24 protein-coding genes are annotated in these 25,650 nt (G+C 69.9%); 6 read left to right on the top strand and 18 right to left on the bottom strand.

Features of this window, described 5'->3' with window-relative positions; translation table 11 throughout:
• Positions 1-2: 2 nt before the first annotated feature.
• A complete protein-coding gene (locus OHB21_RS20680; protein WP_407674991.1) occupies positions 3-1,751 on the bottom strand; it encodes a circularly permuted type 2 ATP-grasp protein in 1,749 nt (582 codons plus the stop codon).
• A 243-nt stretch (positions 1,752-1,994) separates the two neighbouring features.
• Between OHB21_RS20680 and rpsT the strand changes: the two genes are divergently transcribed.
• Together rpsT and OHB21_RS20670 are read left to right on the top strand one after the other, a co-directional pair.
• Positions 1,995-2,258, top strand: coding sequence for a 30S ribosomal protein S20 (gene rpsT / locus OHB21_RS20675; protein WP_067511649.1), 264 nt, complete (start codon positions 1,995-1,997; stop codon positions 2,256-2,258).
• Between the two features lie 161 nt (positions 2,259-2,419).
• Positions 2,420-2,671 carry a hypothetical protein gene (locus OHB21_RS20670; protein WP_067511688.1) on the top strand — a complete coding sequence of 84 codons (252 nt, stop codon included), beginning with the start codon at positions 2,420-2,422 and terminating at the stop codon, positions 2,669-2,671.
• A 42-nt stretch (positions 2,672-2,713) separates the two neighbouring features.
• Here the strand turns inward: OHB21_RS20670 and OHB21_RS20665 are convergent, their stop codons facing one another.
• Positions 2,714-3,574, bottom strand: coding sequence for a helix-turn-helix domain-containing protein (locus OHB21_RS20665; protein ID WP_067511638.1), 861 nt, complete (start codon positions 3,572-3,574; stop codon positions 2,714-2,716).
• 119 nt (positions 3,575-3,693) lie between these two features.
• Between OHB21_RS20665 and OHB21_RS20660 the strand changes: the two genes are divergently transcribed.
• Complete coding sequence (locus OHB21_RS20660; protein WP_067511636.1) at positions 3,694-4,764, top strand: aldo/keto reductase; 1,071 nt, start codon at positions 3,694-3,696, stop codon at positions 4,762-4,764.
• A 455-nt stretch (positions 4,765-5,219) separates the two neighbouring features.
• Here the strand turns inward: OHB21_RS20660 and OHB21_RS20655 are convergent, their stop codons facing one another.
• From OHB21_RS20655 to OHB21_RS20590, 14 genes are all read right to left on the bottom strand, one after another.
• Positions 5,220-6,785 carry an LCP family protein gene (locus OHB21_RS20655; protein WP_084537952.1) on the bottom strand — a complete coding sequence of 522 codons (1,566 nt, stop codon included), beginning with the start codon at positions 6,783-6,785 and terminating at the stop codon, positions 5,220-5,222.
• Between the two features lie 63 nt (positions 6,786-6,848).
• Complete coding sequence (holA, locus tag OHB21_RS20650; RefSeq protein WP_195125782.1) at positions 6,849-7,820, bottom strand: DNA polymerase III subunit delta; 972 nt, start codon at positions 7,818-7,820, stop codon at positions 6,849-6,851.
• Positions 7,821-7,941: 121 nt separating this feature from the next.
• On the bottom strand, positions 7,942-9,549 hold the full coding sequence (locus OHB21_RS20645) for a ComEC/Rec2 family competence protein (protein ID WP_195125783.1): 1,608 nt from the start codon (positions 9,547-9,549) through the stop codon (positions 7,942-7,944).
• A 741-nt stretch (positions 9,550-10,290) separates the two neighbouring features.
• Positions 10,291-11,106 (bottom strand): helix-hairpin-helix domain-containing protein, encoded by an 816-nt coding sequence (locus tag OHB21_RS20640; RefSeq protein WP_407675255.1) that lies wholly within the window; start codon positions 11,104-11,106, stop codon positions 10,291-10,293.
• 585 nt (positions 11,107-11,691) lie between these two features.
• Positions 11,692-12,177, bottom strand: a complete 486-nt coding sequence (locus tag OHB21_RS20635; RefSeq protein ID WP_195125784.1) for a GNAT family N-acetyltransferase — start codon at positions 12,175-12,177, stop codon at positions 11,692-11,694.
• A gap of 54 nt (positions 12,178-12,231) precedes the next feature.
• Positions 12,232-13,077, bottom strand: coding sequence for a DegV family protein (locus OHB21_RS20630; protein ID WP_067511624.1), 846 nt, complete (start codon positions 13,075-13,077; stop codon positions 12,232-12,234).
• A 3-nt stretch (positions 13,078-13,080) separates the two neighbouring features.
• Positions 13,081-13,833 carry a diglucosylglycerate octanoyltransferase gene (octT, locus tag OHB21_RS20625; RefSeq protein WP_407675254.1) on the bottom strand — a complete coding sequence of 251 codons (753 nt, stop codon included), beginning with the start codon at positions 13,831-13,833 and terminating at the stop codon, positions 13,081-13,083.
• A gap of 1,300 nt (positions 13,834-15,133) precedes the next feature.
• On the bottom strand, positions 15,134-15,793 hold the full coding sequence (locus OHB21_RS20620) for a histidine phosphatase family protein (RefSeq protein ID WP_067511622.1): 660 nt from the start codon (positions 15,791-15,793) through the stop codon (positions 15,134-15,136).
• Positions 15,790-16,194, bottom strand: a complete 405-nt coding sequence (rsfS, locus tag OHB21_RS20615; protein WP_067511620.1) for a ribosome silencing factor — start codon at positions 16,192-16,194, stop codon at positions 15,790-15,792. Before rsfS ends, OHB21_RS20620 begins: the two co-directional genes overlap by 4 nt.
• Positions 16,195-16,836 carry a nicotinate-nucleotide adenylyltransferase gene (gene nadD / locus OHB21_RS20610; RefSeq protein WP_084537949.1) on the bottom strand — a complete coding sequence of 214 codons (642 nt, stop codon included), beginning with the start codon at positions 16,834-16,836 and terminating at the stop codon, positions 16,195-16,197.
• Positions 16,837-16,888: 52 nt separating this feature from the next.
• A complete protein-coding gene (locus tag OHB21_RS20605; RefSeq protein WP_147265872.1) occupies positions 16,889-17,881 on the bottom strand; it encodes a hypothetical protein in 993 nt (330 codons plus the stop codon).
• A gap of 86 nt (positions 17,882-17,967) precedes the next feature.
• Complete coding sequence (locus tag OHB21_RS20600) at positions 17,968-19,341, bottom strand: vWA domain-containing protein (RefSeq protein ID WP_067511681.1); 1,374 nt, start codon at positions 19,339-19,341, stop codon at positions 17,968-17,970.
• Between the two features lie 36 nt (positions 19,342-19,377).
• Positions 19,378-20,250, bottom strand: a complete 873-nt coding sequence (locus tag OHB21_RS20595) for an AAA family ATPase (RefSeq protein WP_067511680.1) — start codon at positions 20,248-20,250, stop codon at positions 19,378-19,380.
• A gap of 19 nt (positions 20,251-20,269) precedes the next feature.
• Positions 20,270-21,532: a glutamate-5-semialdehyde dehydrogenase gene (locus tag OHB21_RS20590; RefSeq protein WP_067511610.1), complete on the bottom strand. Its 1,263-nt coding sequence runs from the start codon at positions 21,530-21,532 to the stop codon at positions 20,270-20,272.
• Between the two features lie 206 nt (positions 21,533-21,738).
• On the opposite strand from OHB21_RS20590, the gene OHB21_RS20585 reads away from it, so the two are divergent.
• On the top strand, positions 21,739-22,611 hold the full coding sequence (locus OHB21_RS20585; protein ID WP_195125785.1) for a ribokinase: 873 nt from the start codon (positions 21,739-21,741) through the stop codon (positions 22,609-22,611).
• A 496-nt stretch (positions 22,612-23,107) separates the two neighbouring features.
• On the opposite strand, the gene OHB21_RS20580 is transcribed toward OHB21_RS20585, so the two are convergent.
• Positions 23,108-23,311, bottom strand: a complete 204-nt coding sequence (locus tag OHB21_RS20580) for a DUF397 domain-containing protein (protein WP_067511608.1) — start codon at positions 23,309-23,311, stop codon at positions 23,108-23,110.
• Positions 23,311-24,201 carry a helix-turn-helix domain-containing protein gene (locus OHB21_RS20575; protein WP_195125786.1) on the bottom strand — a complete coding sequence of 297 codons (891 nt, stop codon included), beginning with the start codon at positions 24,199-24,201 and terminating at the stop codon, positions 23,311-23,313. Before OHB21_RS20575 ends, OHB21_RS20580 begins: the two co-directional genes overlap by 1 nt.
• Before the next feature lie 244 nt (positions 24,202-24,445).
• Here OHB21_RS20575 and OHB21_RS20570 point away from each other — a divergent pair, with 244 nt between their 5' ends.
• On the top strand, positions 24,446-24,901 hold the full coding sequence (locus OHB21_RS20570; RefSeq protein ID WP_147265873.1) for a hypothetical protein: 456 nt from the start codon (positions 24,446-24,448) through the stop codon (positions 24,899-24,901).
• Between the two features lie 172 nt (positions 24,902-25,073).
• The gene (locus OHB21_RS20565) at positions 25,074-25,499 is read left to right on the top strand and encodes a DUF4254 domain-containing protein (RefSeq protein WP_067511604.1); all 426 of its coding nucleotides are present in this window, start codon (positions 25,074-25,076) and stop codon (positions 25,497-25,499) included.
• Positions 25,500-25,650: the final 151 nt, after the last annotated feature.

The following is a 25,650-nucleotide window of genomic DNA, read 5'->3' as shown; positions in this document are numbered from 1 at the left end:
GGCTATCCCTTTCGCTCGTCGTGACGCCGCATTCCGTGCTGGACCTGCTGCGGTTGGCCAAGGCGCCACGCTTGCTGCTGCTGGCCCTGCCGTTGTTCCTGTTGCTGTTGTTGTTGCTGCTGGTTGGCCTGGGCGGCGGTGAGTTCCCGGCCGACCTCGCGCGAATCCGATTGCGGCGGATCGCTCACCAGCTCCGCGCCGGAGAGCTCCCGCTCGGCAGGCGAGGTGCGCCCGGCCAGCACCCAGGTGTCCTTGCTGCCGCCGCCCTGGCTGGAGTTCACCACCAGCGAGCCCTCCGGCAGCGCCACCCGGGTGAGCCCGCCCGGCAGCACCCAGATGTCGTCGCCGTCGTTCACCGCGAACGGGCGCAGGTCCACGTGCCGGGGCAGCAGCTCGTTGCCGATCTTGGTCGGCACCGTCGACAGCTGCACCACCGGCTGAGCGATCCACCCGCGCGGATCGGCCTTGATCTTGCGGCGCACCGCGTCGAGCTCGCGCGGCCCGGCGTCGGGACCGATCACGATGCCGTAGCCGCCGGACCCCTCCACCGGTTTGACGACCAGTTCGGCGAGCCGGTCGAGCACCTGCTCCCGCTCCTCGTCCAGCCAGCAGCGGTAGGTGTCCACATTGGGCAACACCGGTTTCTCGTTCAGGTAGTACTCGATGATGGTGGGCACGTAGGTGTAGGTGAGCTTGTCGTCGCCCACGCCGTTGCCGACCGCGCTGGAGATCACCACGTTGCCCGCGCGGGCGGCGTTGAGCACCCCGGCGACGCCCAGCACCGAGTTGGGCTGGAAGTGCATCGGGTCGAGGAACGCGTCGTCGATGCGGCGGTAGATCACGTCGACCTGCCGCTCCCCCTCCGTCGTGCGCATGTAGACGAAGTTGTCGCGGCAGAACAGATCGCGCCCTTCCACCAGTTCCACACCCATCTGCCTGGCCAGCAGCGAATGCTCGAAATAGGCCGAGTTGTAGACGCCAGGGGTGAGCACGACGACCGTCGGGTCGGCTTCATTGGGCGCGGCGGACGCCCGCAGCGCGCGCAATAGATAAGTGGGGTAGTCGCCGACCGCGCGAACCCGGTGCGAGGAGAACAGATCCGGGAACACCCTCGCCATGGTGCGGCGGTTCTCCATCACATAGGAGACGCCGGAGGGCGAGCGCAGGTTGTCCTCCAGTACACGGAAGTCACCACGCTCGTCCCGAATGAGGTCGATGCCCGCCACGTGGATGCGCACCCCGTTCGGCGGCACCAGTCCCGCGGCCTCCCTGTGGAAGTGCTCGCACGAGGTCACAAGGCGTTTCGGGATCACCTCGTCGCGCAGGATGTTCTGCTCGCCGTACACGTCGGCGAGGAACAGTTCGAGCGCCACCACCCGCTGTTTGATCCCGCGCTCGAGCTTGGCCCACTCCGCGGCCGCGATCACCCGGGGCACCAGGTCCAGCGGGAACGGGCGCTCCTGGCCCGAGAGCGAGAAGGTGATGCCCTGGTCGATGAACGCCCGGTCCAGCGCGTCGGAACGGCGCTCCAGATCGGCCACGTCGATGGGCGCCAGCGCGGCGAAGATCCCCTTGTACGGCTGGCGCACCCGTCCGGCGTGGTCGAACATCTCGTCGAACGCGTCCGCGAAACGCCCCGGCCCGTAGCCCTCGAACAAACCCGCCCGCGCGTTGTCCCCCGCCCGCTCCCGTGACCTGCCGCGATGCGGTGCGTGGGATCGGGCCGAACGCGGCGGAGAGGCGGAAGTCATGCGAAAATCGTGCTACACGCAGCGTCTTTGCCGTGTGAGACACAGGTAAATTTCTTGCATCACTCGGCCGGGACATCGCGGTCTCCGCCGGGCGTGTCGGCGCCGATCGGCGCCGATTTCGTGTGCCGCGCGGCGGCTGGTACCCTCGATCTTCGGCGATGCGTTACCCGTTTCCCGGGTGATCGGCACGCGTACGACTTCTCAGTACAGACCACTCAGCGACAGGAACACGAGGAAACAGGCGTGGCCAATATCAAGTCCCAGATGAAGCGGATCCGCACCAACGAGGAGGCGCGCAAGCGCAACCAGTCGGTCAAGTCCGCGCTGCGTACCGCGATCCGCAGCTTCCGGGAGGCCGCCGCGGCCGGCGACAAGGAGCAGGCCGGCGAGCGTCTCCAGTTCGCGAGCCGCAAGCTCGACAAGGCCGCCTCCAAGGGCGTCATCCACGCCAACCAGGCCGCCAACAAGAAGTCGGCCCTCGCCCTGGCTTACAACAAGCTGGGCTGATCGCGCCGGTCCCGCTCCGGGACCGTCCGTTCTTCTCTGACGCCAGCCGCCGCGGCCTCGACGACCACGGCGGCTTTTGTCGTGTCCGCAGGTTCTGCGGCCGTCCGGGAGTTCACCGGACCGTAGCCGCGATGTCGGCGGGTGCCGCTACCATTCCGCGCATGGTTACCGTCTACGCGAATCAGACCGTCGTCCGAGCAGAGGATCTGCCGGAGGTCATCCGCGCCGCCGAGGTGCTGGGAATCGGGATCAAGATCGAGAACGTCATGGTGCCCATCGACGAGGACGGCAACTACTCCCTCGAGTGGATCGTCACCCGCGACGAGGAGGTGCCCGCCTACGAGGAATGGGAGGGCCGCTACGAGGGCGCCGAGGAGGACGAGGACGAACTCGTCCTGAGCGCGGCGGAGTAGGGTTCAGCGCCGCACGGGGGTTCACCGCCGTGGAGGGCAAGCTCAGTGGCGCGGGACGAGGGTGGCGCCCTCGGCCAGGCGGTCCAGGGCCGCCTGGGATTCCGGGTCCGCGGCACGGTAGATGATCACGCGTTGCCCGGGATCCTGGATCGGCGTCAGCGCCTCGTAGCGCACCGACACCGGGCCCACCACGGGGTGGTGCAGGCGCTTCACGCCGCGCCCCTGCACCTTCACGTCGTGGCTGTTCCACGCGGCGGCGAATTCGGGGCTGCGTTCCCGGAAGTCGGCGATGAGCCGGGCCAGCTGCGCGTCCTCCGGGTGGTTCGCCCAGGCGGCGCGCAGATCGGCGACGCCTTCCCGGATGATGCGCTGCCGGTCCAGATACAGGCCGGCCAGGCGCGGTTCCAGCAGGCACAGCCACATCGAGTTGCGCCGGCGCGGCGGGACCGCGCCGAAATCGGTGATGAGGCCCGCCATCTCCCGGTTCCACGCGAGGATGTCGAAGCGGTGGTCCACCAGCATGGCCGGTAGCGGCGAAAGATCGTGCACCAGCATGGTCAGCGACGGATCGATCTCGTCGGCCGGGACCGTGTGCGCCGCCGAGTTGTCCGGTGGGCGCTGACGGGCCAGGTCGAACAGGTAGGACCGCTCGTCGGGCGTGAGCCGCAGTGCCCGCGAGAGCGCCTCCAGCACCTCCGCGGAGGGACGCAGACCGCGTCCCTGTTCCAGCCGCACGATGTAGTCGGTGCTCACTCCGGCCAGTTCGGCCACTTCCTCGCGACGCAGGCCCGGCGTGCGGCGCGCCTTGCGGTGCGGCAGGCCGAGGTCGGCGGGGTGGAGGCGCGCGCGGCGAGCGCGCAGGAACGCCGCCAGTTCCTCTGTCACATTCACTGTCCCGGTCATCGCCTCCGATCGTACGGTCGCGAGGGTAGGAACTGGGGTCCCAGGAAATTCCTTCCCTTACCGGCCGCTCCCCCGCGCTCCAGACTCGGTGTCTCCATCGAACGCACAAGGAGCCGGACATGTCCGCATCCCGCACCCTCGACACCTACCGCCTGCTCGGCCGCTCCGGCCTGCGGGTCTCGCCGCTCGCGCTGGGCACCATGACCTTCGGCGCGGACTGGGGCTGGGGCGCCGACCGCGACGAGGCGCGCAAGATCTTCGACACCTACGTCGAGCGCGGCGGCAACTTCCTCGACACCGCCAGCCGGTATACCGACGGCACCTCCGAGCGGCTGCTCGGCGAATTCACCGCCGACCACCGCGAAAGCCTGGTGCTGGCCACCAAATACACGATGCTGCGCCGCCCGGCCGATCCCAACTCCGGCGGCAACCACCGCAAGAGCATGGTCGGCTCGGTGGAGGAGAGCCTGCGCAGGCTGAACACCGACTACATCGACCTGCTCTACCTGCACGCGTGGGACGCCCGCACCCCGGTGGAGGAGATCCTGCGCGCCATGGACGATCTGGTGCGCGCGGGCAAGGTGCTCTACGTCGGCATCTCCGACGCGCCCGCCTGGCAGGTCGCGCGCATGCAGACCATCGCCGATCTGCGCGGCTGGTCGCCGCTGATCGCGTTGCAGATCGAGTACAGCCTGCTCGAACGCACCGTGGAGCGGGATCTGATCCCGATGGGCCGGGAACTCGGGCTCGGCGTGATCCCGTGGTCGCCGCTGGGCAGCGGCGTGCTCACCGGCAAGTACACCCGCGCCGACCTCGGTGAGGCGGTCGAAGCCTCCGCCGCGGGCACCCGCAAGAACGTCGCCGCCGCCAGTGGTGCCCTCACCGAACGCGGCCTCGACATCGCCGACGTCGTGCGCGAGGTCGGCGACGACCTCGGCCGCACCCCGGCCCAGGTGGCCCTAGCCTGGACCCTCACCCGTTCCGGCGTCACCTCCCCTATCATCGGCGCCCGCACCACCGCCCAACTGGAAGACAACCTCGGCGCCCTCGACCTCGAGTTCGACCCCACCCACCTCACCCGCCTCGAATCCGCTTCCGCCATAGACCTCGGCTTCCCCCACGACTTCCTCCGCCGCCCCCTCACGAGAAGCGTGGTGGACGGGGAGTTGAAGATCGAAGAGCGGGTGTAGGGAGATCGCCCACTGGGAATCGGCGGCGCAGTTCGGGCGACGCGCGAGTTTTGTTGTCGCCCACTAGACCGCAAGGCGCCGGACGAGATCGCACTCGTCATCACGGGGATGACGGGCATGCGGACGAGGACCTGGCATGCGCTGGAGACATCTCCGCACTGCCGGCGGCCGACGAGGTGGACCCAGCGCCATTTCTGGGAGCGTGCTCGGCGGCGGCGAACGGCCTCGATGAAGGCGGGGGTGTTCATCCCGACGACGAGCGGCTTTGTTCGGAAGTCGACCGCTTTCCGTTCGCCATGGCCGCGGCCGGGACTGCCTCGGGGATGGCCTCGACCGCCGTGTAGGCCGGCGGCCGGGAGTGGGCCCCGGTGCGGCCTGTTCTCCGCGGCACTGTGTGCCGGTGCTGAGGCGTCGCGGCACTGTGTGCCCGTGCTGAGGCGTCGTGTGGTGGCGGGTCAGTTCACGCAGGGGATGTCGCCGCCGAGGGTGGTGTCGAAGGGTTTGCCCACGTCGGGGGTGGGGAGGGCGCTGGTTCCCCACGGGGTGGTGGTGGGGGTGGGGGTTGTGGTGGTCGTGGTGCCGGTGAGGGTGGTGGGCAGGGTGAAGTCGTAGCCGAGGACGACGCGGAGGCGGTCGGGCGGGACGACGCCGGTGAGGACGGTCGGGAGCCCGCCGAGGGTGTCGGCGAGGCGCGCGGCCTCCGATTCACCGCCGGGGCCGTAGTACACGGCGGAGGTCGAAGTACCCGCGTAGTTGTTGCCCACCAACCCTTTCGGGTGCCCCTTGTCGACGAGGGCTTCGGAAACCGTTGCGGCATAACCGGTTCGCGCGCCCGCGTTGCGCACGTCGACCGGCCGGGTCGGCGTGACCGGCGCGCTGGGTTCGGATTCGCCGAAGGCGGCCCGCACTTCGCGCCGGATGGCGGCCGGGTCCACGATGTTCACGTCCTGGCCGTTCACCACGTCGTAGCGCAGTACGGGCAACGTGCGGAACTCCACGGCGGGGCTGTCCGCGCCGCCGACGGTGCGCAGGAAGTCGGTGACGTCCCACCCGTCGGACAGCACGATATTGCGGTGCGCCACATCCATCAGCGAGTTGAGCTTGCCGAAATCGGTGAAGGTGCCGGCGGCGCGCAGATCCTTGGCGACCGAGGTGAGGAATGCCTGCTGGCGGCGGGTGCGATCCAGATCGCCGTTCTCCAGATTGTGCCGCTGCCGCACGAACGCCAGCGACTGCGCGGGATCGAGGCGCTGACGGCCCGCCGGGAAGTCGGCGCCGGAGTACTCGAGATCCCGCGCGGGTTGACGCAGGCAGACCTCGACTCCGTTGAGCGCCTTGGCCAGATCGTAGAAACCGCCGAGCGTCACCTCGGCGAACCGGTCGATCGGCACCCCCGTGAGGTTCCGGACGGTCTGCACGATGGACGCGCGGCCCGCCTCGCGACCCTCGCGTTCGAGCACCGCCTGATCGGTGACGCCCTTGGCCATGAGTTCGTCTTGTACGACAGCCTTTTTGAGGCCGTACGCTTCCTTGATCTTGACGTGCGTGTAGCCCGGGATCCCGGAGACCGCGACGTAATTGTCGCGCGGAATGGAGACCGCGGTGATCTTCTTCAGGTCGGCCGGGATGTGCACCAGGATCAGCGTGTTGGCGTTGTAGCCGCCCTGGTCACCGTCGCCGGCGTGCAGCTTGTCGAGGACGTCGTCGGGAAGATCCTTGCCGTCCTGGTCTTTTCGCGTGTCGAGCCCGATCAGCAGGACGTTGAGTGAACCGTCGAGGGAGCGGGGCGCGTCATCACCCAAGGCATTGGAACGGCCGAAGCCGTCGTCGAATCCGGTCTCGGCGGCCCACCCCGCCGCGGTGCCCGCGAGCACGAGCGCGGACAGTCCCGCCGCGGCGACCTTGACCAGTTTCCGGCCGAGGTGGCCCCGCTTGCGCACGCCGCGTCGATGCGCCCCGTGCCGGCGTGGACCGGGGCTCTGTTCCTCGATCCGGGGGATCGGTGTTGTCGGTTCATCCATGTCCAGATCAAGTCTGGCACGAATCCATTTGCTGATGGTTCGCCGCTGTGACAGGGATCTCGATCAGCCCGCGCCGTGCAGGTCCAGAATCCGCATCAGCGCGTGCTCCAGCGCGTATCCGGAGTCGGCGGCGCCGCCTTTGACGTCGGCGTTGAGGGTGGCGACGACCTGCATCGCGGACCCGATGGTGACGCCGGTCCAACCGCGCGCCTGCGCCTGCGCCTTCTTCACCTTCCACGGCGGCATACCCAACTGCTGGGCGAGTTTGAACGGGTCGCCGCGGCCAGCCGATCCGACGCGCGCGATGGTGTGCACGGAGTCGGCGAGCGCGTCGGCGAGCAGCACGTGCGGAACACCGGTATCGAGGGCCCAGCGCAGCGCCTCCATGGCGCCGGGCCGGTCGCCGCCGACAGCCAGTTCGGCGACGTCGAATCCGGAGACCTCCGCGCGGCCCGAGTAGTACTGGCGCACGGCGGCCACATCGATCTTGCCGCCGGTGTCGGCGATCAGCTGCGAACACGCGGCGGCCAGTTCGCGCAGATCGGAGCCGACCGATTCCAGCACCACCTGCACCACGTCGGCCGGCACCCTGACGCCCGCGGTACGGAACTCGCCGCGGACGAACTCGACCCGCTCGGAGGCCTTCGTGAGTTTCGCGCACTCGTGCACCTGCGCGCCCGCCTTCTGCAGCGCGGGCGCGAGTGCCTTGGCCCGCCCGCCGCCGGAGTGCAGCACCACCAGCACCACGCCGTCGGGCGGGTCGGCCGCCGCCTGCGTGATCACGCTCACCGCCTCTTTGCCCGCTTCGGCCGCCGATTCCAGGATGATCACCCGGTCCTCGGCGAACAGCGAAGGACTGAGCAGCTCCGCCAGTTCGGCGGTGCTCGCGTCCCCGGCCCGCATCCGATCCACCGGCACGGCGTCCGGGTCCGGCGCGTCGGCACGCACGGCCGCGGTGATCCCCGCGATCGCGCGCTCCATCAACAGCTCTTCCTCACCCAGTACCAGGTGCACCGCCGCAGGCCGTCCGCTCACCCGCCCGATCCTACGATCCCCCACCGACACCCCTTCCCGCACGCCGTCCTCGACTCTCCACCGCAAGGGCGGAGGCGTTCCCACACACTGCGGCCTCCTTCACGCACTACGTCCTCCGAGTTCATGCACGGCGCCCACCGAGCGGGCAGGCGGGCGATGTCCGCATTCGATCAGTCGGATGCCACGGCGGGCCGGGCCCGTAGGTCGGTACGCGTACGCAACCTGAGGTGAGGTCCCCCACTCGGACTCCGGAAGCTGAGCGCGCCGCATGGGAAGCGCTACGGGCGCTGGTGTCGACCGCGATCGGCACGTGTGTGCCGGGGCCGAACGGTGGGGGCGTTCCGCTCAGTCGCGGCATTCCGGTCTGCCAGAGGTGCAGTGGGATCAGAAGGGTTGCGTAGAGCGCGAGCAGGGTGGCGGTGAGGCGGCGGAAGCGGCTGTTGCGCAGCGCCGGGATCACGGCGAGGACGATCACGCCCGCGACGAGTCCGCCGGGCACGCCACCCGGCACCGACACCGTCGCACCCGGCAGGCTGGCGGTGCGCTCGGCCACCTCGAGCAACCACCACAGCGGTGGACTCGCGCAGCGCAGGGCCAGGACGGCGAGCGGCATCCACAGGCAGGAGCACACCGCGCCGAGGGCGCCGATCACCGTGATGGGTGCGACCACCGGTGTCACAAGGACATTCGCGAGTATCGCCACGACGCTGACGCGGCCCGCGATCACGATGACGATCGGGATCGTGACCAGGAACGCGGCCGCCGACACCGCGACGATCTCCGCCGGTAGCCGCCACCACCCACGGGCCCGGAGCCAGTCCGCCCAGCCTGGCGCGATGAGGATCAGCGCACCCGTGGCGAGCACGGAGAGCGCGAATCCGGCGCTCACGGCCAGCGCGGGCCAGAGCAACAGCAGCCCGATGACCGCCGCGCACAGTGCCGGCAATGCCTGCCTGCGCCGCCCGGATGCCAACGCCAGCAGCGTGATCGACCCCATCGCCGCCGCGCGCAACACGCTCGGGTCGGGCCGCGCCACCACCACGAACATGAGCAGCGCACCCGCCGCGATGATCGCCGTCGCGCGCGGGCCCAGCGCGACCCTGCGCACCCCGAACAGCACGACCGCGAGCAGAATAGTGAAGTTCGCGCCGCTGACCGCGGTGAGATGCTGCAAGCCGGACGCCTCGAAATCCGTTCGCACGGAATCGGAGATGCCGGAGGTGTCACCCACAACGAGGGCTCGCACCATCCCCGCCTGATCCGCCGGCAACGCCGCGACGGACGCGGTCTCGAAGTCGGATCGCACGGCCGAAGCGCCGCGCTGCCACCACGGCGGGGAACCCATCCGTTCGGGCGCACCGTGCGACCTCAAGGTCGCGACGGTCAGATCGCGATTCCACGGATAGTCCACGCGGGCACGGAATTTCACACGCTGTCCGGGCGCGATCCGATCCCAGTCTGCCCCGGAAGCCAGGACGACAACGGATCCGCCCGCCGTCACGGTCTGCGCTCCCGTGCGGAAGTGGTGCAGCGCCGCCTTCACCAACCACCGTCGCTCACCTCCAAAGCCACTGTCGCCCAGCGGTTTCGGGTCATTTGTCGGTGTCACCACCACCGACACCGACTTGCCCATCTCATCGCGCAACGGATGGGTGGCCGCGCTGTGCTCCCGCCACGCCGCCGCCACCGCGAAGCCCGTCCCCAGCGCCATCGCCGCCACCACGGTCACGGCAACTCCGCCCCACCTGGGAGTCCCGCGAAAACACCTGTGCCCCAGACTGACCGACACGCCCACCGCTCCCCCGAGAACAACCGCGAGCACCACCCCGTACCACCATCCGCCCACCAGCACCGCGATCGTCACGCCCCAGCAGCTCAACGCCGCGGGCAAAAGACGTGCGTCCAGAACCGCGCGCTCCTCCTCACCAACCCCGCCACCCCCGCTCACATCAACCCCACTCCGCACCACACGGTGGCACTCGTCCGGACAAGATCCCCCAAAAGACCAGAGACAGCCACGCATCGCGATCCACCCACTCCCCGCCACCGACCACACCCGCATCGGCGCCCGCTCCGAACCGCGACGCTCGGCCGAGACAAGACGTGGCCAACGACCACGCATCCACAACGACCTCGGCCCCATCGAGGTGGCGGTACACGGCGCGCTCGCCGATATCGCCGAGAGCTCCCGACACCGCGAGCCTCGACGTCGCCGCGCGGTGCGCCGTCCTCGGCGCCGGAGCCCTCGTTCCAAAAATCACCGGCTCCTCGTGGCCGGACACGCCACGTTCATTCGAATCAGCCCCACCGGGATGGCTCTGCGCCACTTGGCAGTACGACATTCCCCGGGCACCCGCCGCTCCCGGAAGGTTCACAGGCAGTCGGCCGATGGGGTGCGACGAGGCGACCGCCCGAGTGCTGCGAAGCCGGACGTCACTGCCTCTGGTCGCCACGCTGCGACTTCGCCCGCTCATACCGTCACCAGGTCGCGGAGGCGGGCGAGGCGGGTGGGCCCGATGCCGTCGACCTCGGCCAGTTGGTCGACGCTGGTGAACCGTCCGTTGGTCGTACGCCAGGTGATGATGGCGGCGGCGGTCACCGGGCCGACGCCGGGGAGGGCGTCGAGCTGGGATTCGGTGGCCGTGTTGAGGTCGACACGGCCGGCCGGCGTGGACCCCGCACTCGGGGGCGTGGCACCGGGGCCGCTGATGGTCGCACTGCCGAGGCGGGGCGTACCGTCACCCTGAGCGGGGCCGACGAGGATCTGGTCACCGTCGTTGAGTCGCTGGGCGAGGTTGAGGCCCGTGAGGTCGGCACCGTCGCGCGCACCGCCCGCGGCCGTGAGGGCGTCGGCGACCCGCGCACCCGGCGGGAGCCGCACCAGTCCCCCTCGGTGCACCAGTCCGACCACGCTCACGACGAGTTCGTCCTGCTCCCCGCCTGTCACGGGAGCGGCCGGAGCCTGCGCCGGCGCGGCACTCGTCGCACTACTGCTGACGGCGGGCAACGGCGGAACCGGTTGCGCGACCGGCTGTTCCCGCAACACCACCACCATCGCGACGATCACCGCCAGCAGCCCGACCCCGGCCAGCGCCACCACACCGCGCCGCCCGGGATCGACCCGCATTCCGCGAAACCTTTCGGGCACAAGCCGATCCACCCACCCGAATCGCTCACCCTCCCCGGCCAGCCACCCCGGCACCGGTGCCTCCCGCACATCGACTCCCGCCTCCGGAGACCTCGCCCTGCCCTGGCTCGAATCCCACTGCCGACCGAACCCATCCACTTCATCGGTCCCCACCCACGTGTCCGCCGAACGCCCCCGCGCATGCCCGCCGACTCCGCTGGCCTCAGCCCGCTCCTGCGCCGCGGCAGCAAGCGCGGATTCACCAGGCGTGGCGGCACTTTCGGGACGTGCCGCGTCAGGAGCCAAGGACTCGAGATCCCAGTTGCCGGAGGAGGATTCGCCCTCTGAACTCGCGACGTCCGGAGGTCGGGCGAGTCCCGGCACGGAGTTCCCCATCCCACGGGCCGTGTGGCCGGGCTGTACGCCGGAGAGTCCGATTCCTCCCGCGCCTGTCCGGCGGCGCGCGGCCGACACACCGACGCGCGTCACCGCTCCATGCGGGTGGGTGAGGGCCGGCGGGGCGCTCGGGTCGCCCGCGCGTTTGCTCGCGTCGACACGGGCGGTCAGGGCGCCCAGGCGGTGGCGGATGCGCTCGCGTTCGTCTTGTCGTGCCATGAGAAGCACGGTAGGCAGGCCGGACTACCTACGCGCTCGCGTGACCAGGCCTTTCCCCGGTCCTGTGGAAACCGCTGTCCCTGTGGACAACTCACGTTCACACGGGCGACCGCGTGACCGGTGCCGCGTTTACTGGAGTTGCTTGGCGTAGCACTTCGAGAGGGGCAGCACGTGATACGGAGCGAAGATCGGGATGCGGTGGTATCCGCTGCGTTCGTAGAACCGCACGGCATCGGGCTGGAGGTGGCCGGTCTGCAGGATCAGCCGGGGCAGGCCCAGTTCCCGGGCGACGTCCTCGGCGGCGGTGAGCAGCGCCGTCGCCGCACCCGAGCCACGGTAGGCGGGGCGCACGAACATCCGCTTGACCTCGAGTTCGCCCTCGTTCCAGCGGACGGCGGCGTGACCGGCGGGTTCACCGGAGTACACCACGAACGTCCGGTGCACGGTCTGCGGATCGACGGAGTTCGCGGCCGTGCGACCGGAAGCCACCAGGTCGGCGTAGCGGGGGCCCACCTCGGCCGCCATCTCGCCGCGCAAGGTCACCGCGTCGGGGTGCTCCCAGTCCACGGCGCTGACGATCAGCGGCGGCCGGGTGGGCGGAGTCGCACTGGTCATATCGCGCAGGCTAACCGGAGTACTCCGCGACGGCACGGTTTGGGATCATCGAGATCACTCCCCGCATCCGCCGGGTACCACGAGCACCCCCACCGCGCCGAGTCCCAGGTGCACGCCGAGCACCGGCCCGAATTCGGCCACGACGAGTTCGCGGATCCCCGGAATGAGTTCGCGCAGTTGCCCGGCCAGCGTCTCGGCGGCCTCGGCCGCGTCGAGGTGCTGTACCGCCACGGCCGCGCCGTCCTCGCCCGCCGCGTCCACCGCCGCCGCGACCAGCTTCGCGTACGCCTTGGAACGGGTGCGGGCTTTCTCGCGCAGTTCGAGGCGGCCCTCCACGATCTGCAGCAGTGGTTTGGTCACCAGTTCACTGCCGAAAAACGTGGCCGCCGTGCTCAACCGCCCGCCGCGCCGCAACTGTTCGGTGCGGTTGACCAGGAAGAAGGTGCGCGCGCGACTGCTCGCGGCCACCGCGGCGTCGTACACGATGTCCAGGGCCGCACCGGTTCTCGCGCGACGTGCCGCGGCGAGCGTCGGCAACCCCGTGGCCAGGCCGGCACCGAGGGAGTCGACCAGCCGCACCCGGTCGGCGGCGTCCATATCGCGCACGGCTTGGCGGCCCGCCTCCCAGGTGGCCGACAGACTTCGCGAAAGATGCACGGCGACAACGCCGTCACCGCCGCTGCGCTCCAGCGCTGCCTCGTACACCTCGCGCAGCTCGCCGGGCGAGGCGGCGGAGGTCGTCACAGTGTCCGCGGCGTAGTCGATCTCGACGGGTTCGACACCTTCGCGCACGGCGCGGTCGCCCACCAGCACGTGCAGCGGCACGACGTCGATGCCCAGCTCGGCGACGTACTCGGTGGGCAGGCTGGCGGACGAATCGGTGACGACCACGACGGCCACGGACTACCCGACCTCCCGCAAGGTCTTGGTCATCGCCGCCGCGACGGCGGCGTGCCCGGCCCAGCCCCAGTGGATGCCGTCGGGATTGGCCTCGCCCGAGTGGATGTCGTCGCGGACCGCCTCGCCGAGGTCGACCAGCGGCACGCCGCTGCGCTGCGACCACGCGAGCAGCGCCTTCACCGCGCGCGGACGCCCGGAGTGCACGCGACCGTAGGCCGCGCAGTTGTGCACCGAGGGCAGCACCGCCACGAACGGCAGGTCGGGCCGCAGGTGGGCGAGCGCTTCGCGGGACTGTTCGAGGTAGCCGACGCTGACCTTGGGCGGCAGCGCGACCGGACGGCCGAGCCGGGAAAGCTTGGGCTGCAACCAGTTGTAGGCCGCGCGAACCCCGCGCCGCATCGCCGGCGGGCGCACGTAGCGGATGAGCTCGCGCAGCGCGGTGGGCAGCGGCGACGGCAACGTGTCCATACCGCCGACCGCGAACACCACGGCGCTCGCCTTCGGGACGGCGGCCCACACGCGCGGATCACCGATCAGCGCCCAGTACCCGTCACGGCACGTCCAGCCGATCCGGCCGATCAGCTCCACGTCCCAATCCAGTTCGGCGGCCACGAGGTTCGGCCAGATCCTCGGATCATCGGCGGGCAGCCCACCCTTCGGGCCGAAGTAGGCCAGGGAGTCCGCGATCACCAGCAGCACCGGCTTCTGACGCGGTTCGGCGACCGGCGCGAGCGCGGCCTCGGCAGCCACAGCCACCTCCGAACCACCCTGCACTACAGGTGCTTCCACCTTCTCGGCAACGGCGAGCGCACCGGCCGCCGAGGCGACGACCACCGGATTCGCCGTGCCGACATCGTCGGGCTCGGGACCCGCCGAACCCGGCTCGGTTCGCGCGAGATCATCTGCGGCGGCCACGGTCGGACCCGACTCGGCCGCGGCGAGCGTGGCGGCGGTCGCGGTCAGGACTGCGTCCGCAGCGGTGTCGATCGCCGGCCTGACCGAACCGGTCCCCTCGAGCGCACGGCTCGCACCGGAGGCGGGGGACGTAACATCCGCTCCCGCTTCGGAATCGGACGTCTGCTTCGCCGCTCCGATCGGGTCGGACTCCGCCTCGCCGAGACCGTCCGCAGTCGCCGCGGACTCCGGCCCGTCGGAAGCGCCCGGAGCCGACTCGCGTCCGGTGGCGGTATTCGAGAGCGCGTCCGGCTCCGCGCCGTCGAGCTCGCTGACATCCGTGCGCAAATCCGGCTCGACCGCTGCGCGTTCGCCTACAGCGGCCACCGAACCGGACGCGGCTCCAGCCAGGCCACCCACAGCTCCCAGCGAATCCGGCCCGGCCTCAGCCAGGTCATCCGCCGCCGCCACCGAGCCGGACTCGGCTCCAGCCAGACTGCCCACAGGAGCTGCCGAATTCAGCTCGGATTCGGCCAGGTTGCCCGCAGCCGCCCCCGAAAACGACCCAGCTCCAGCCGGATCGCCCACAGCCGCCACCGAATCCGGCTCGGCCCCAGCCAAGTCACCCACTGCACCCGACGCGACGTCAGCAACGACGCCCGGAGGTACGGCGGCGGCCTCAGCCACCACCGAATCCGACTCGGATTCGGCGGAGTCACCCACTACACCCGACTCGACGTCAGCAACGACACCGCCGGGCTCGGCGGTATCCGACTCGACGTCCCTCTCCGAGCCCTGCCCCGCAACGGATTCCGCTCCGGCACCCGACTCCCGCACCGCATCCGGCGCCGCGGACTCCGATACCGCAACCTCCTCGTCGCCGGGTTCGGCGGAGTCGCCTGTCGAACGATCGGCGGCCTTCGGGGGTGGGCCGCCGAACAGCGCGTCGGGCAGCTGGCGTTCCGGCCGCGCAGTCACCTGCTTGAACAGTTCGTCGGGAACCGTCCGCAGCGGCTCCTCACCCTTGGAGCCCTTCGGCCCTTTGGCCGCGGGGGCGGGGTTGGCCGGCGGCGCGCTGCCGAACAGCGCGTCGGGGAGTTGGCGTTCCGGTTTGCCGGTGACGCGCTGGAACAGTTCGTCCGGCACCGACTTGATCGGATCTTCAGAGGACATCGGGAGCTACCTTCGCCGCTGCGTTCCACACATCGAGACGCCACCCGGGCTGCTCGATGCCTGGACCGTGGCTGCTCAGTTGCACCCAGCTGGTATTGGCCAGTCCGCCGAGGATGGGCCAGTTGTCGGGCGGCAGATCGAGCAGCGCGGCCGTCAACGCTGCGATCAGCCCGCCGTGCGCCACCAGGATGATAGTCCGGCCGGGCCAATCCTGTCGCTCGCGGAAGAGTTCCTGCACCACGGGCAGCGACCGCGCGCCGACCTCGAGTTTGCTCTCGCCGTTGGGCGGCCGGTAGGTGGCGTCGAGCCGCCAGGCTACCCGGGCGCCCGGGTAGTCGGCGTCCACCTCGAGGTGGGTCAGCCCCTCCCAGTCACCGAGGTGGGTTTCGCGCAGGCGTTGATCGCGCACCACCGGCACCGTGGTGTGTTCGGACAGGGCCTGCGCCGTGTCGTAGGCCCGTTTCAGATCGGAGGAGACGATGGCGATGGCGTTGCGTGAAACCAGTTCCCGCGCGGCTTCTTTCGCCTGTCGGCGGCCCAGATCGGTGAGATCGGTGTCGATCTGGCCCTGCATACGGTCCGAGGCATTCCATTCGGTCTGCCCGTGCCGCAACAGGATCAGGGTGCGCACACCGGCATACTTGCTCACTCGGCGCCGTCTCCCTCACCGTTGCCGGTGGCGCGCGGATCGCCGATGCCGTCGACGGGCACCACCGGACAGTCCTTCCACAGCCGCTCCAGGCCATAGTAATTGCGCTCGTCGTTGTGCTGGATGTGCACCACGATCTCCACGTAGTCCAGCAGCGCCCACCGTCCCTCGCGGGTGCCCTCGCGGCGCACGGGCTTGTACCCGGCGTCGCGCAGCTTCTCCTCCACGTTGTCGACGATGGCGTTGACCTGGCGCTCGTTCGGGGCGGAGGCGATGACGAAGCAGTCGGTGATGACCAGCTGCTCGGACACGTCCAGGACCACCACGTCGGAAGCCAGCTTCTCGTCCGCCGCCCGCGCGGCGACCTGCGCCATCTCGACCGACTCGACAGATGCGCTCATTCAGCTACCTTCCGCTGCTCCGGGCACGTACAGGTGCCGCTTCGATATGTACTGGACCACGCCGTCGGGGACGAGGTACCACACCGGCCGGTTCTCGGCGGCGCGTCGCCTGCACTCGCTCGACGAGATGGCCAGGGCCGGGACCTCGATCATCGTCACCGCATCGGACGGAAGATCACGCAGATGTTCCCGCAGATGGTCGGCGTTCAGCTCGTAGCCCGGTCGGCTCACCCCGACGAACTTCGCCAGTTCGAACAGTTCCGCCCAATCCTGCCACGACAGGATGTTGGCCAGCGCGTCCGCACCCGTGATGAAGTACAGGTCCGCGTCGGGATACTGTGCCCGCATCTCCCGCAGTGTGTCCACCGTATAGGTGACCTTGCCGCGGTCGATGTCGGCTCGGCTGACCGAGAAGCGCGGGTTGGAGGCGGTCGCGATGACCGTCATCAGGTAGCGGTCCTCACCGGGGCTGACCTTCTTGTGCGCCTTCTGCCACGGCTGCCCGGTCGGGACGAAGATGACCTCGTCGAGCGCGAAGCGGTTGGCGACCTCGCTGGCCGCGACCAGGTGGCCGTGGTGGATGGGGTCGAACGTGCCACCCATCACCCCCAGCCTGCGTCGGGCCGGCCCTGTCTCGTGCATGAGTGCCGAGCTTATCGGTCGGCGTCGGGCTCGGGGCGGCGTGCCCGGGCGCTCAGCGCTCCCGCATGTCGGCGAGCTGGCGGTGGGTGTGCTCGAGTTCGAGGGTGACCTCCGGCGACGGCGCGTCCCCGGCGCGCGCGGTGAGCTCGTCCAGCACCTCACGCAGCGCGGCGACGCCCTGCTCACGCTCCGGTTCGGTGGTGGCGGCCCAGTAGCGCAACCAGGCGGCGGCGCGCAGGCAACGGCAGCGCGGGCCGATGCGTCCCAGCTCGCCCCAGAGCTGCGCGGCGCGCAGGTAGGCGACCTGGGCGCGGTCCTCGGCACCGCCCGCGTCCAGTGCGGAGGCCGCCGAGGAGGCGAGTTCGGCTTGCAGCTCGGTGCGCGTGCGGTCGGTGCGGACCAGCCGCGCCGCCTCCAGGAACTGTTCGGCCGCGTCGAGGTACTTGCCGGTCAATGTGAGCGATTTGCCGTACTGCCCGCGCAGGACGGCCATCTCCGTGGCGGGGTAGAGCGCGGCGTCGGCGGCGATCGGCCGTTCGAACAGCGCCGCGGCCCTGGCGTGATGGCCCGCGCGGTGGCAGGCCCGCGCGGCCACGAACGTGAGGTGCGTGGCGGCCGACGCCGACAGCCCGTCCCACTGCTCGGCCGCCCGCAGCGCCGCCTCGGCGAGTTCGGTTTCGCGCCCCGCGTCGCCGGAGAGCACCATGACCAGCTGCGAGTGCCAGCGGGCGAGTTCGTCGGCGGGCACCGCCCCCGCCCCCACGTCCAAGGCCTCCCGCAGATGCGCTTCGGCCGCCTTCGGCGCGTCCAGCAATCGCGCCGCCGCCAGCCCCGCCGCGTGCCGCGCCCGCACGGCGCGCAGATCGCCGTCGTCGTGCTCGGACCGCGCACCCTCGAGCGTGTACTCCTGCCGCATCCCCATCCCCCTCGTTTCCTCCCCGTCCACCCGCGAACCGTCCCCGTCGAGCCGGGAGATGTCCCGGTCCTCGTTCCCCGACACTCCGGTGCGCACCGGCTCCCCGCCCGCGGGCGTTCCGTTCACCATGCGGGCGATCGTCATGACGCCCGCCAATGAAACGCTTAACAAAATCTGATCGCGGCCATAAGGCGAGGGTTTCGGCGTGCGGGGCCTCAGACGGGCAGCAGCCGCGACACCACCTCGGTGAGCTGGCGCGCCGAACGGCACTCGTGCATCTCGATCACCTCGAGGTAGCGCTCGGCCGCTGAATCGCCGGATCCCCATTGGGTGCGCGGTTCCGGGTTCAGCCAGTGCGCGTGTTTGGCGGTTCCCACCAGCGAGCGCAGCGTATCCAGTTGCGGGTCGCGGTAATTGGTGCGCGCGTCACCGAGGACCAGCAGCGAGCTGCGGCTGGTGACGGCGTCGGGGAACTCGCGGACGAAGCTGGACAGCGCGCCGCCGTAGTCGGAGTGCCCGTCGTAGCCGACGACGTCGGATTCGGTCATGATGGCGGTCATCGCCTGGTCGAGCTGGGTGTCGGGGGTGAAGAAGCGGGTCACCTCGTCGGTGTTGTCCACGAACGCGAAGATCCGCACGCGCGAGAACTGTTCGCGCAGGGCGCTCACCAGCAGCAAGGTGAAGTTGCTGAAGCCCGCGACCGAACCGGACACGTCGCACAGCAGCACCAGTTCGGGGCGGCCGGGGTGCGGTTTGCGGTTGACCAGGTCGATCGGCACCCCGCCCGTCGACATGGACTTGCGCAAGGTGCGGCGCAGGTCGATCTCGCCGCGCCGGGAATGCTTGCGCCGCACGGCCATCCGTGAGGCCAGCACCCGGGCCAAGCGCTGGGTGCTGCGCCGCAGCTCGGCCAGTTCGCGCTCGGAGGCCCGCAGGAAGTCGACGTCCTCGGCCTGCCGGGCCACGCCGTAGGTCGCGACGCGCTCGCGCCCGATCCGCTCCGCGACCCGCCTGCGGGTCTCGGCCTCGACGGTGGCGCGGAACCCGTCGATGCGCTGCCGGGCCGCGCGGCGGGCGACCTCGGTCTCGAAGGGGCTCGTGTCCGGGCCTATCGCCAGGCCCGCGAGGATCTTCGCCAGCAACGTCTGTGGCTGAACCTCTTTCAGCGCTTGATACGCCGAGAAGGAGGGGCCGCGCGCAGACTGATACTGCCCGAGCTGTTCCACGAGCTGCGCGGCTATCTGCTCGAGCTGGCGCCCGGGATCCTCCATAGCCAGCAGCTCGGCGAGCATCTCCCGCAGGGCGGGAATATCGACGTCCCCGGCGGGGGTGTGCGGAATCTCGATGTCGTCGTCGGCAGGGTCGCGTTCGCCGAGCGCCACCGGGAACCAAAGGTCGAACAACCCGTCGAACGTCGCGCGGTGGGTGGTGCGCCGCAGGAGTGAACAGGCCAACCCCTCCCGCACGGCCTCACGGTCGAGCAGATCGAGGACGGTGAGCACCCGGCCCGCGTCCACCGTCTCCGACGGGCCGACCGGGACGCCGCGCGCTCGCAGCGCCTCCACGAACCCCACGAGATGCCCCGGCATCCCGTGTGGCGCGGTGAGCGCCGTCTCGTTCACGGCTCAGGCCAGCTTCAACTCGGCCAGCGCGCGCTGATGGTCGCTGCGGTGTTTGAGCACCACGCCCAAGGTCGCACGCACTGTGGCATCGTCCAGGTCGGTCAGGCCCAGCGCCAGCAGGGTGCGGCCCCAGTCGATGGATTCCGCGACCGAGGGCAGCTTCTTGAGCTGCATCCCGCGCAGCACGTGCACGATCCGCACCAGCTGCGCCGAGACCGCCGCCGACAGCTCCGGCACCCGGCTGGCCAGGATGCGGCGCTCGAGTTCCTCGTCGGGGAAGTCCAGGTGCAGGTAGAGGCAGCGCCGCTTGAGCGCCTCGGAGAGCTCGCGGGTGGCGTTGGAGGTGAGCACCACGAACGGCTTGCGACGCGCGGTGATGGTGCCCAGTTCCGGCACCGTCACCGCGAAATCGCTGAGCACTTCGAGCAGCAGGCCCTCGATCTCGACGTCGGCCTTGTCGGTCTCGTCGATGAGCAGCACGGTGGGGTCGGTGCGGCGGATCGCGGTGAGCAGCGGGCGGCTCAGCAGGAACTCCTCGGTGAAGACGTCGGCTTTCGTCTCCTCCCAGTCGTTCTCGCTGGAGGCCTGGATGCGCAGGATCTGCTTGGCGTGATTCCACTCGTAGAGCGCGCGGGCCTCGTCCACCCCCTCGTAGCACTGCAGGCGCACCAGCTCCGCGCCCGAGGTCTGGGCCACGGCGCGGGCCAGTTCGGTCTTGCCGACACCGGCCGGGCCCTCGATGAGCAGCGGCTTGCCGAGCCGGTCGGCCAGGAACACCGAGGTGGCGGTGGACTTGTCGGCCAGGTATCCGGTGGTGGCCAGCCGTTCGATCACGTCGTCGACCGAATGGAACGTCGGCTCCTGCGCTTCGTCCACGGGGTGGTCCTTCCTCACGTCACGCCGGGCGGATCTGGCCGTCGCCCCACACGATCCACTTCGTGGAGGTGAGCTCCGGCAGCGCCATCGGGCCGCGGGCGTGCAACTTCTGGGTGGAGATGCCGATCTCGGCGCCGAAGCCGAACTGCTCGCCGTCGGTGAACGCGGTGGACGCGTTGACCATCACGGCGGCGGCGTCGACGCGGCTGGTGAACTCGCGGGCCGCGGCCAGTTCGGCGGTGACGATGGCCTCGGTGTGCCCGGTGCCCCAGGTGTTGATGTGCTCGACGGCGGCGTCCAGATCGTCCACGACCTTGAGCGCGATATCGAGGGTGAGGTACTCCTCGCCCCAGTCGGCGTCGGTGGCGGGCACCTGACCGGGCAGGTCGCCGTGGATGGTGACGCCGCTGCGCTCCAGGGCGGCGGTGAGCCGGGGCAGGGCCGCGTCGGCGATCGCCTTGTCGATGAGCACCGTCTCGGCCGCGTTGCAGACGCTGGGGCGGCGGGTCTTGGCGTTGAGGAGGATGTTCTCGGCCATGTCGAGGTCGGCGGCGGCGTGCACGTAGACGTGGCAGTTGCCGGTGCCGGTCTCGATGGTGGGCACGGTCGCATCGCGGACGACGGCGTTGATCAGGCCCGCCCCGCCGCGCGGGATCACCACGTCGACCAGGCCGCGGGCCTGGATGAGGTGGGTGACGCTGGAGCGGTCGTGGCTGGGCAGCAGTTGCACGGCGTCGGCCGGAATGCCCAGGGCGCCGAGCGATTCGCGCAGCACCTCGACCAGCGCGGCGTTGGACTTCGCCGCGGAGGAGGACCCGCGCAGCAGGGCCGCGTTGCCGGACTTGAGCGCGAGGCCGAACGCGTCGACGGTGACGTTGGGCCTGGCCTCGTACACCATGCCGACCACGCCGAGCGGCACCCGCACCTGACGCACCTCGAGGCCGTTGGGGAGGGTGGAGCCGCGCACCACGTCGCCGACCGGGTCGGGCAGGCCCGCGACCTGGCGCAGTCCGGACGCGATGCCGTCGATCCGCGGCTTGGTGAGGCGCAATCGGTCCAGCAGCGAGGCCTCGGTGCCCGCGGCCTCGGCGGCGGCGAGATCCTCGGCGTTGGCGGCCAGCACGGTGTCGGCGGCCGCCAGCAACGCGTCCGCGGCGGCGTGCAGGGCCTCGTTCTTCTGCGCGGTGGTCAGCTGAGCGAGCGCCCTGGACGCGACGCGAGCCCGTCGCGCGGCCGCGTGCACCGCCTCCCGCACATCCCGCTCGGTGGTCGTTGCCGTCATGGGTACAGCCTACGCACCGGTCACAAGCCGGTTTCGCCGGTATTCGGCGTTCCCGCCCCGCCCCCGAAACCAGGGGCACCGCACGGCTTCTCGCGGCACGCCGTACCGCGGGTCCGCCTGCGACACGCCGTCCCGGCGCGGGCTCGATCGCTGACACGGCCTCGATTACCTGCGTGAACGCGCCGGGGCGGACTAGCGTCCGGCGCATGACCGATCCCGTCATCGCCGTGCTCGGCAGCATCAACATGGACCTGGTCACCACGACGCGGCGGCGCGCCTCACCCGGCGAGACCGTATTCGGCACGGGGTTCACGACGCTGCCCGGCGGCAAGGGCGCCAATCAGGCGATCGCGGCGCGGCGGGCGGGCGCCGAGGTGGAGTTCGTGGGCGCGGTCGGCAGCGACGTGTTCGCCGACGATCTGCATCGCGCGCTGACCGACGCCGGGGTCGGCACGAAACAGTTGCGCACCGTGCCCGGACCGAGCGGGGTGGCCTCGATCGTGGTGGACGGCTTCGGTGAGAACAGCATCATCGTGGTGCCGGGCGCCAACGGGAAGCTCACCGACCTCGGCGAGGACGATCTCGCCGTGATCGCCGCCGCCGACGTGCTGCTGTGTCAGTACGAGATCCCGGCCGCGACGATCCTCGCCGCCGCCCGGCACGCCCGCGCCCACGCCACGGTGGTGGTCTTCAATCCCTCCCCCGTGCAGGCGCTGCCCGCGGACCTGGTGGCGAATCTCGATGTCGTCGTGGTCAACTCGACCGAGGCGCTCGCCTACGGGTCGGCCCTCAACCCCGTGCCCCACCTCGTGATCACCCGCGGCGGCTCCGGGGCCACCTGGTTCGGGCCGCGCGAGGCCGAACTCACCGTCCCGGCCTTTCCCGTCGACGTCGTGGACACGACCGGCGCGGGTGACTCCTTCGCCGGCGCGCTGGCCGCCACGTGGCATCTCGGACCAGCCACCGCCCTCCAATGGGCCAGCGCGGCGGGCGCGTTGGCCACCACGAACCTCGGCGCCACCGCCGCGATTCCGGAACGGCCCGCCATTCAAGCGCTGCTCCGCGATCACGGGCTGTAGGGGCCCTTTCTTCGACGGCCGCCATTACCGAGCGGCAAGCAGCAACTCACCCACGGCAATGCGACCCGAGCGTCGATTCGCTCGGCGCGTTCCTTCCGGTCGGCGTGCCCCTGTTCAGCTCATGACGCATCCGCCGGACGCCGTTCTGTTGGGCGATACCTTTCGATAGGTGCGGGGAAACGCGCGAACCGTTCACCGCTCGGAGACAAGTCCCGGCCGACGCGGTTGGCATTCGGTCGCACGACAATTGGCTTTCATTCTGAAAATTGCCCACTGCAAACGGGAATGACATTGTCACCGATCGACCGGAACAACACCGCGACCACGATGAGAACGCCGTGTCCTGCACGCGATCGCCGAGTTCCACACGGCCATTCTCATTTCGAGAATGCCGCGGGAAACGCGATCACGCTCACCACATCGAAGCCCACATCGAAGCCCACGCCGGAACCCCTCGGGTTCCGCGCGGGACACCGATGTCGAAATGTTCTCCCGCTCAGGGATGGAACGTTCCGGCGCGGGCGCCGGAGACGAACGCGTCCCATTCGGCGGGCGCGAAGATCAGCGCCGCACCACCGGGATTCTTGGAGTCGCGCACGCCGACGCTCCCCGCGGCCAAGTGCGCGACCTCCACGCACTCCTTGCCCGCCGAGCTACGGGTGCTCTTGAACCAGTTCGCTTGGGACAGATCGAGATTCATCACCGGAACTCCCTTGCCATGTGCCGGAACATCTGCCTGCTGGTCGCTTCATCGTACGCCGCCGCGCGGATCACCGCGGCCGCTCGGCGATGTGCCCGCACATCGATATCGTCCTCCAGGTACATGTCGCCGGCCAGCGACGACTCGGTGTACACGATCGTCGGGGTGGCGCTGACGCCCCGCGGCTCCGGCGCGAAGTCCAGGACGGTGAACGGACCGACCTGCGCGCCGGTCGGAAATCCCGCGCTGTAGGGCAGGATTCGCAGACGAACGTTGGGCAGCGTGCTCACGTCGGCGAGGTGTCGCATCTCGCCCTCCATGGTCGCCGCGCCGCCCACCACCGTGCGCAGGGCGCTCTCGTGGAACACGGCGTCCACGGTGACCTGGCGCAACTTCGTGGTGAGTATCGCCTGCCGCTGCAGCCGCACCTGCACGCGCCCCGCCCGCCCCTCCTCGGATTCGTCCGGGAAGTAGATATCGTCCAGCGCGCGTGCGTAATCCGGCGTCTGGAACAGCCCGGAGACGATGTCCGGGCGGAAGATCTCGAGCCGGCACGCTTCGTTCTCCAAACTGATGTAGACGTTGAAGCCCGCCGGGATCAGGTGCCCGCATCGATTCCACCAACTCTTCTGTGCCACTTGACGAGCCAGGTCGATCAGCACGTCGGTCTTCTCCCGGCTCAGGCCGAGGATGCTGGCGAGCAGTTCGAGGTCGCGGTCGTACAGCTTTCCGGTGTGCCCCTGTTCGAGGCGGCAGATCTTGCTCACGCTCCACTGCATCTTCTCGGCGACGTCGGTCTGGCGGAGGTTCGCGGCGAGCCTGGCGTCACGGACGTAGTGACCGAGCAGGCGGTGTGGGAGCGGAATGTGTTGTGGATAGGCAGTGTTCACCAATGCTCCTGGAGTTCTCAGGACGTGTCGGGCGTTTTCAAACGAAAAATCGCTCTGGGGGTTTGCAGCACTTTTGGCGAATCCGCGGATCGATGACACCGAATCGCGCGAATCGTGGTGTGCTACTGAAGCGCCCGGCAAGGAGATCGCCAGATATCTCCACCCCGGTTCCGTGTCCCCACACGCACTGCCCCGACCGGGGGCCGGGCGCTTCCGAATCCAGAGGCTACCAGGGGGTTTCGAAATGTCCACATCGGTTGTACCCGCCGAAATACTCGGTGGTTGCCATTACCTCCGCACGGTTGGGAACCTGCCGGTGCATATCGATCGCCAAAACCGTCTCGCGGTGGCGATCGGCGGAAGTATTCGTGCGATCTCGATGCCGGAGCATTGGGGGTACAGGACCAAGGAAGAGCTTCGGAAGTTCAGTATCACGGGGCCGATCGTGTGGCACCCGTTCCATAGGCTCACATTCCTGACCCGGGCGCTCGACCCCCGTGACCGGGACGTGAACGCCGAATACGTTCTGCGATACACCGACTCGGTAATCATCGAACCGGGGCGTTCGGTGGTCCTGCCGACCCCCGGTCTCTCGGGGCGGGGTTGGGACACACCTATCCGCGATCACTTCCGCCCCGCGATGTCCAGTGTGCTGGCCGCGCTCATCGGGTGCGCCGATGCCGAACGCGGGGTGAAGTGACCGCCACTGCCTATGCAGATGACGAACCGCACCGGCGCTGCTACCCCGTCGCCCGGTTCCGTGATCGCACAGACCATTACATGCACGGGCCCCGGATTGTTTGTCCCATAGAACTGTCCGGCCCGTCCGAGTCAGATGACATAGGGATGCGCCCGTGGAATGCAGGCAACCTATGACCGCACCGCTGCCCACTCGCGACCAACTGTTACGTGCCTGCCGGGGCGAGGACACCGCCACACACCCGCTCGCCCCGCACGCCCGTGAACTCGCCGATCTCCACAAAAGCAGGCTCACCGCGGAAAGGGAGGCCGTACCGGACATCGACGCGCACCGCACCCGCCTGGTCCGGGACATCGATCGGTGGACGGCGACGCACCTGCCGAGCGCACCCGGCGGCGCGTACCTGCACACCGAGGGGCTCGGCGCGATCGTCGACCGGCTGGCGCAGCTGACCGCGCTCGCCTACAACGCGCTGGCCACGGTCGACGGCTGGGACCTCTGGAACGCGTGGGAACGGCTCGCCGAGCTGTCCCTCGCCTACGAGGACCTCGCCGGCGAACTCACCGCCGGCCGTCGGCGACTCCCCACACCCGACTGAGCCGCCCGCCGACCCCCGCCTCCGAGAACCCCCCGTCGCGCCGATCCGCCACCGGAAGGACGCGCACGCGAGATCATCGTGAGACCGCATGGTCGCGCGAAACGCTTGCGGCCGGGCGACAATGGAGTTCCACGGCGGGATCGCGCAGGAG

Origin of the sequence: Nocardia puris (genome assembly GCF_036051655.1) — a bacterium.
GTDB classification, from domain to species: domain Bacteria; phylum Actinomycetota; class Actinomycetes; order Mycobacteriales; family Mycobacteriaceae; genus Nocardia; species Nocardia puris.
The sequence above is the reverse complement of the archived record's forward strand: the minus strand, read 5'-3'. Positions and strand labels throughout refer to the sequence as shown.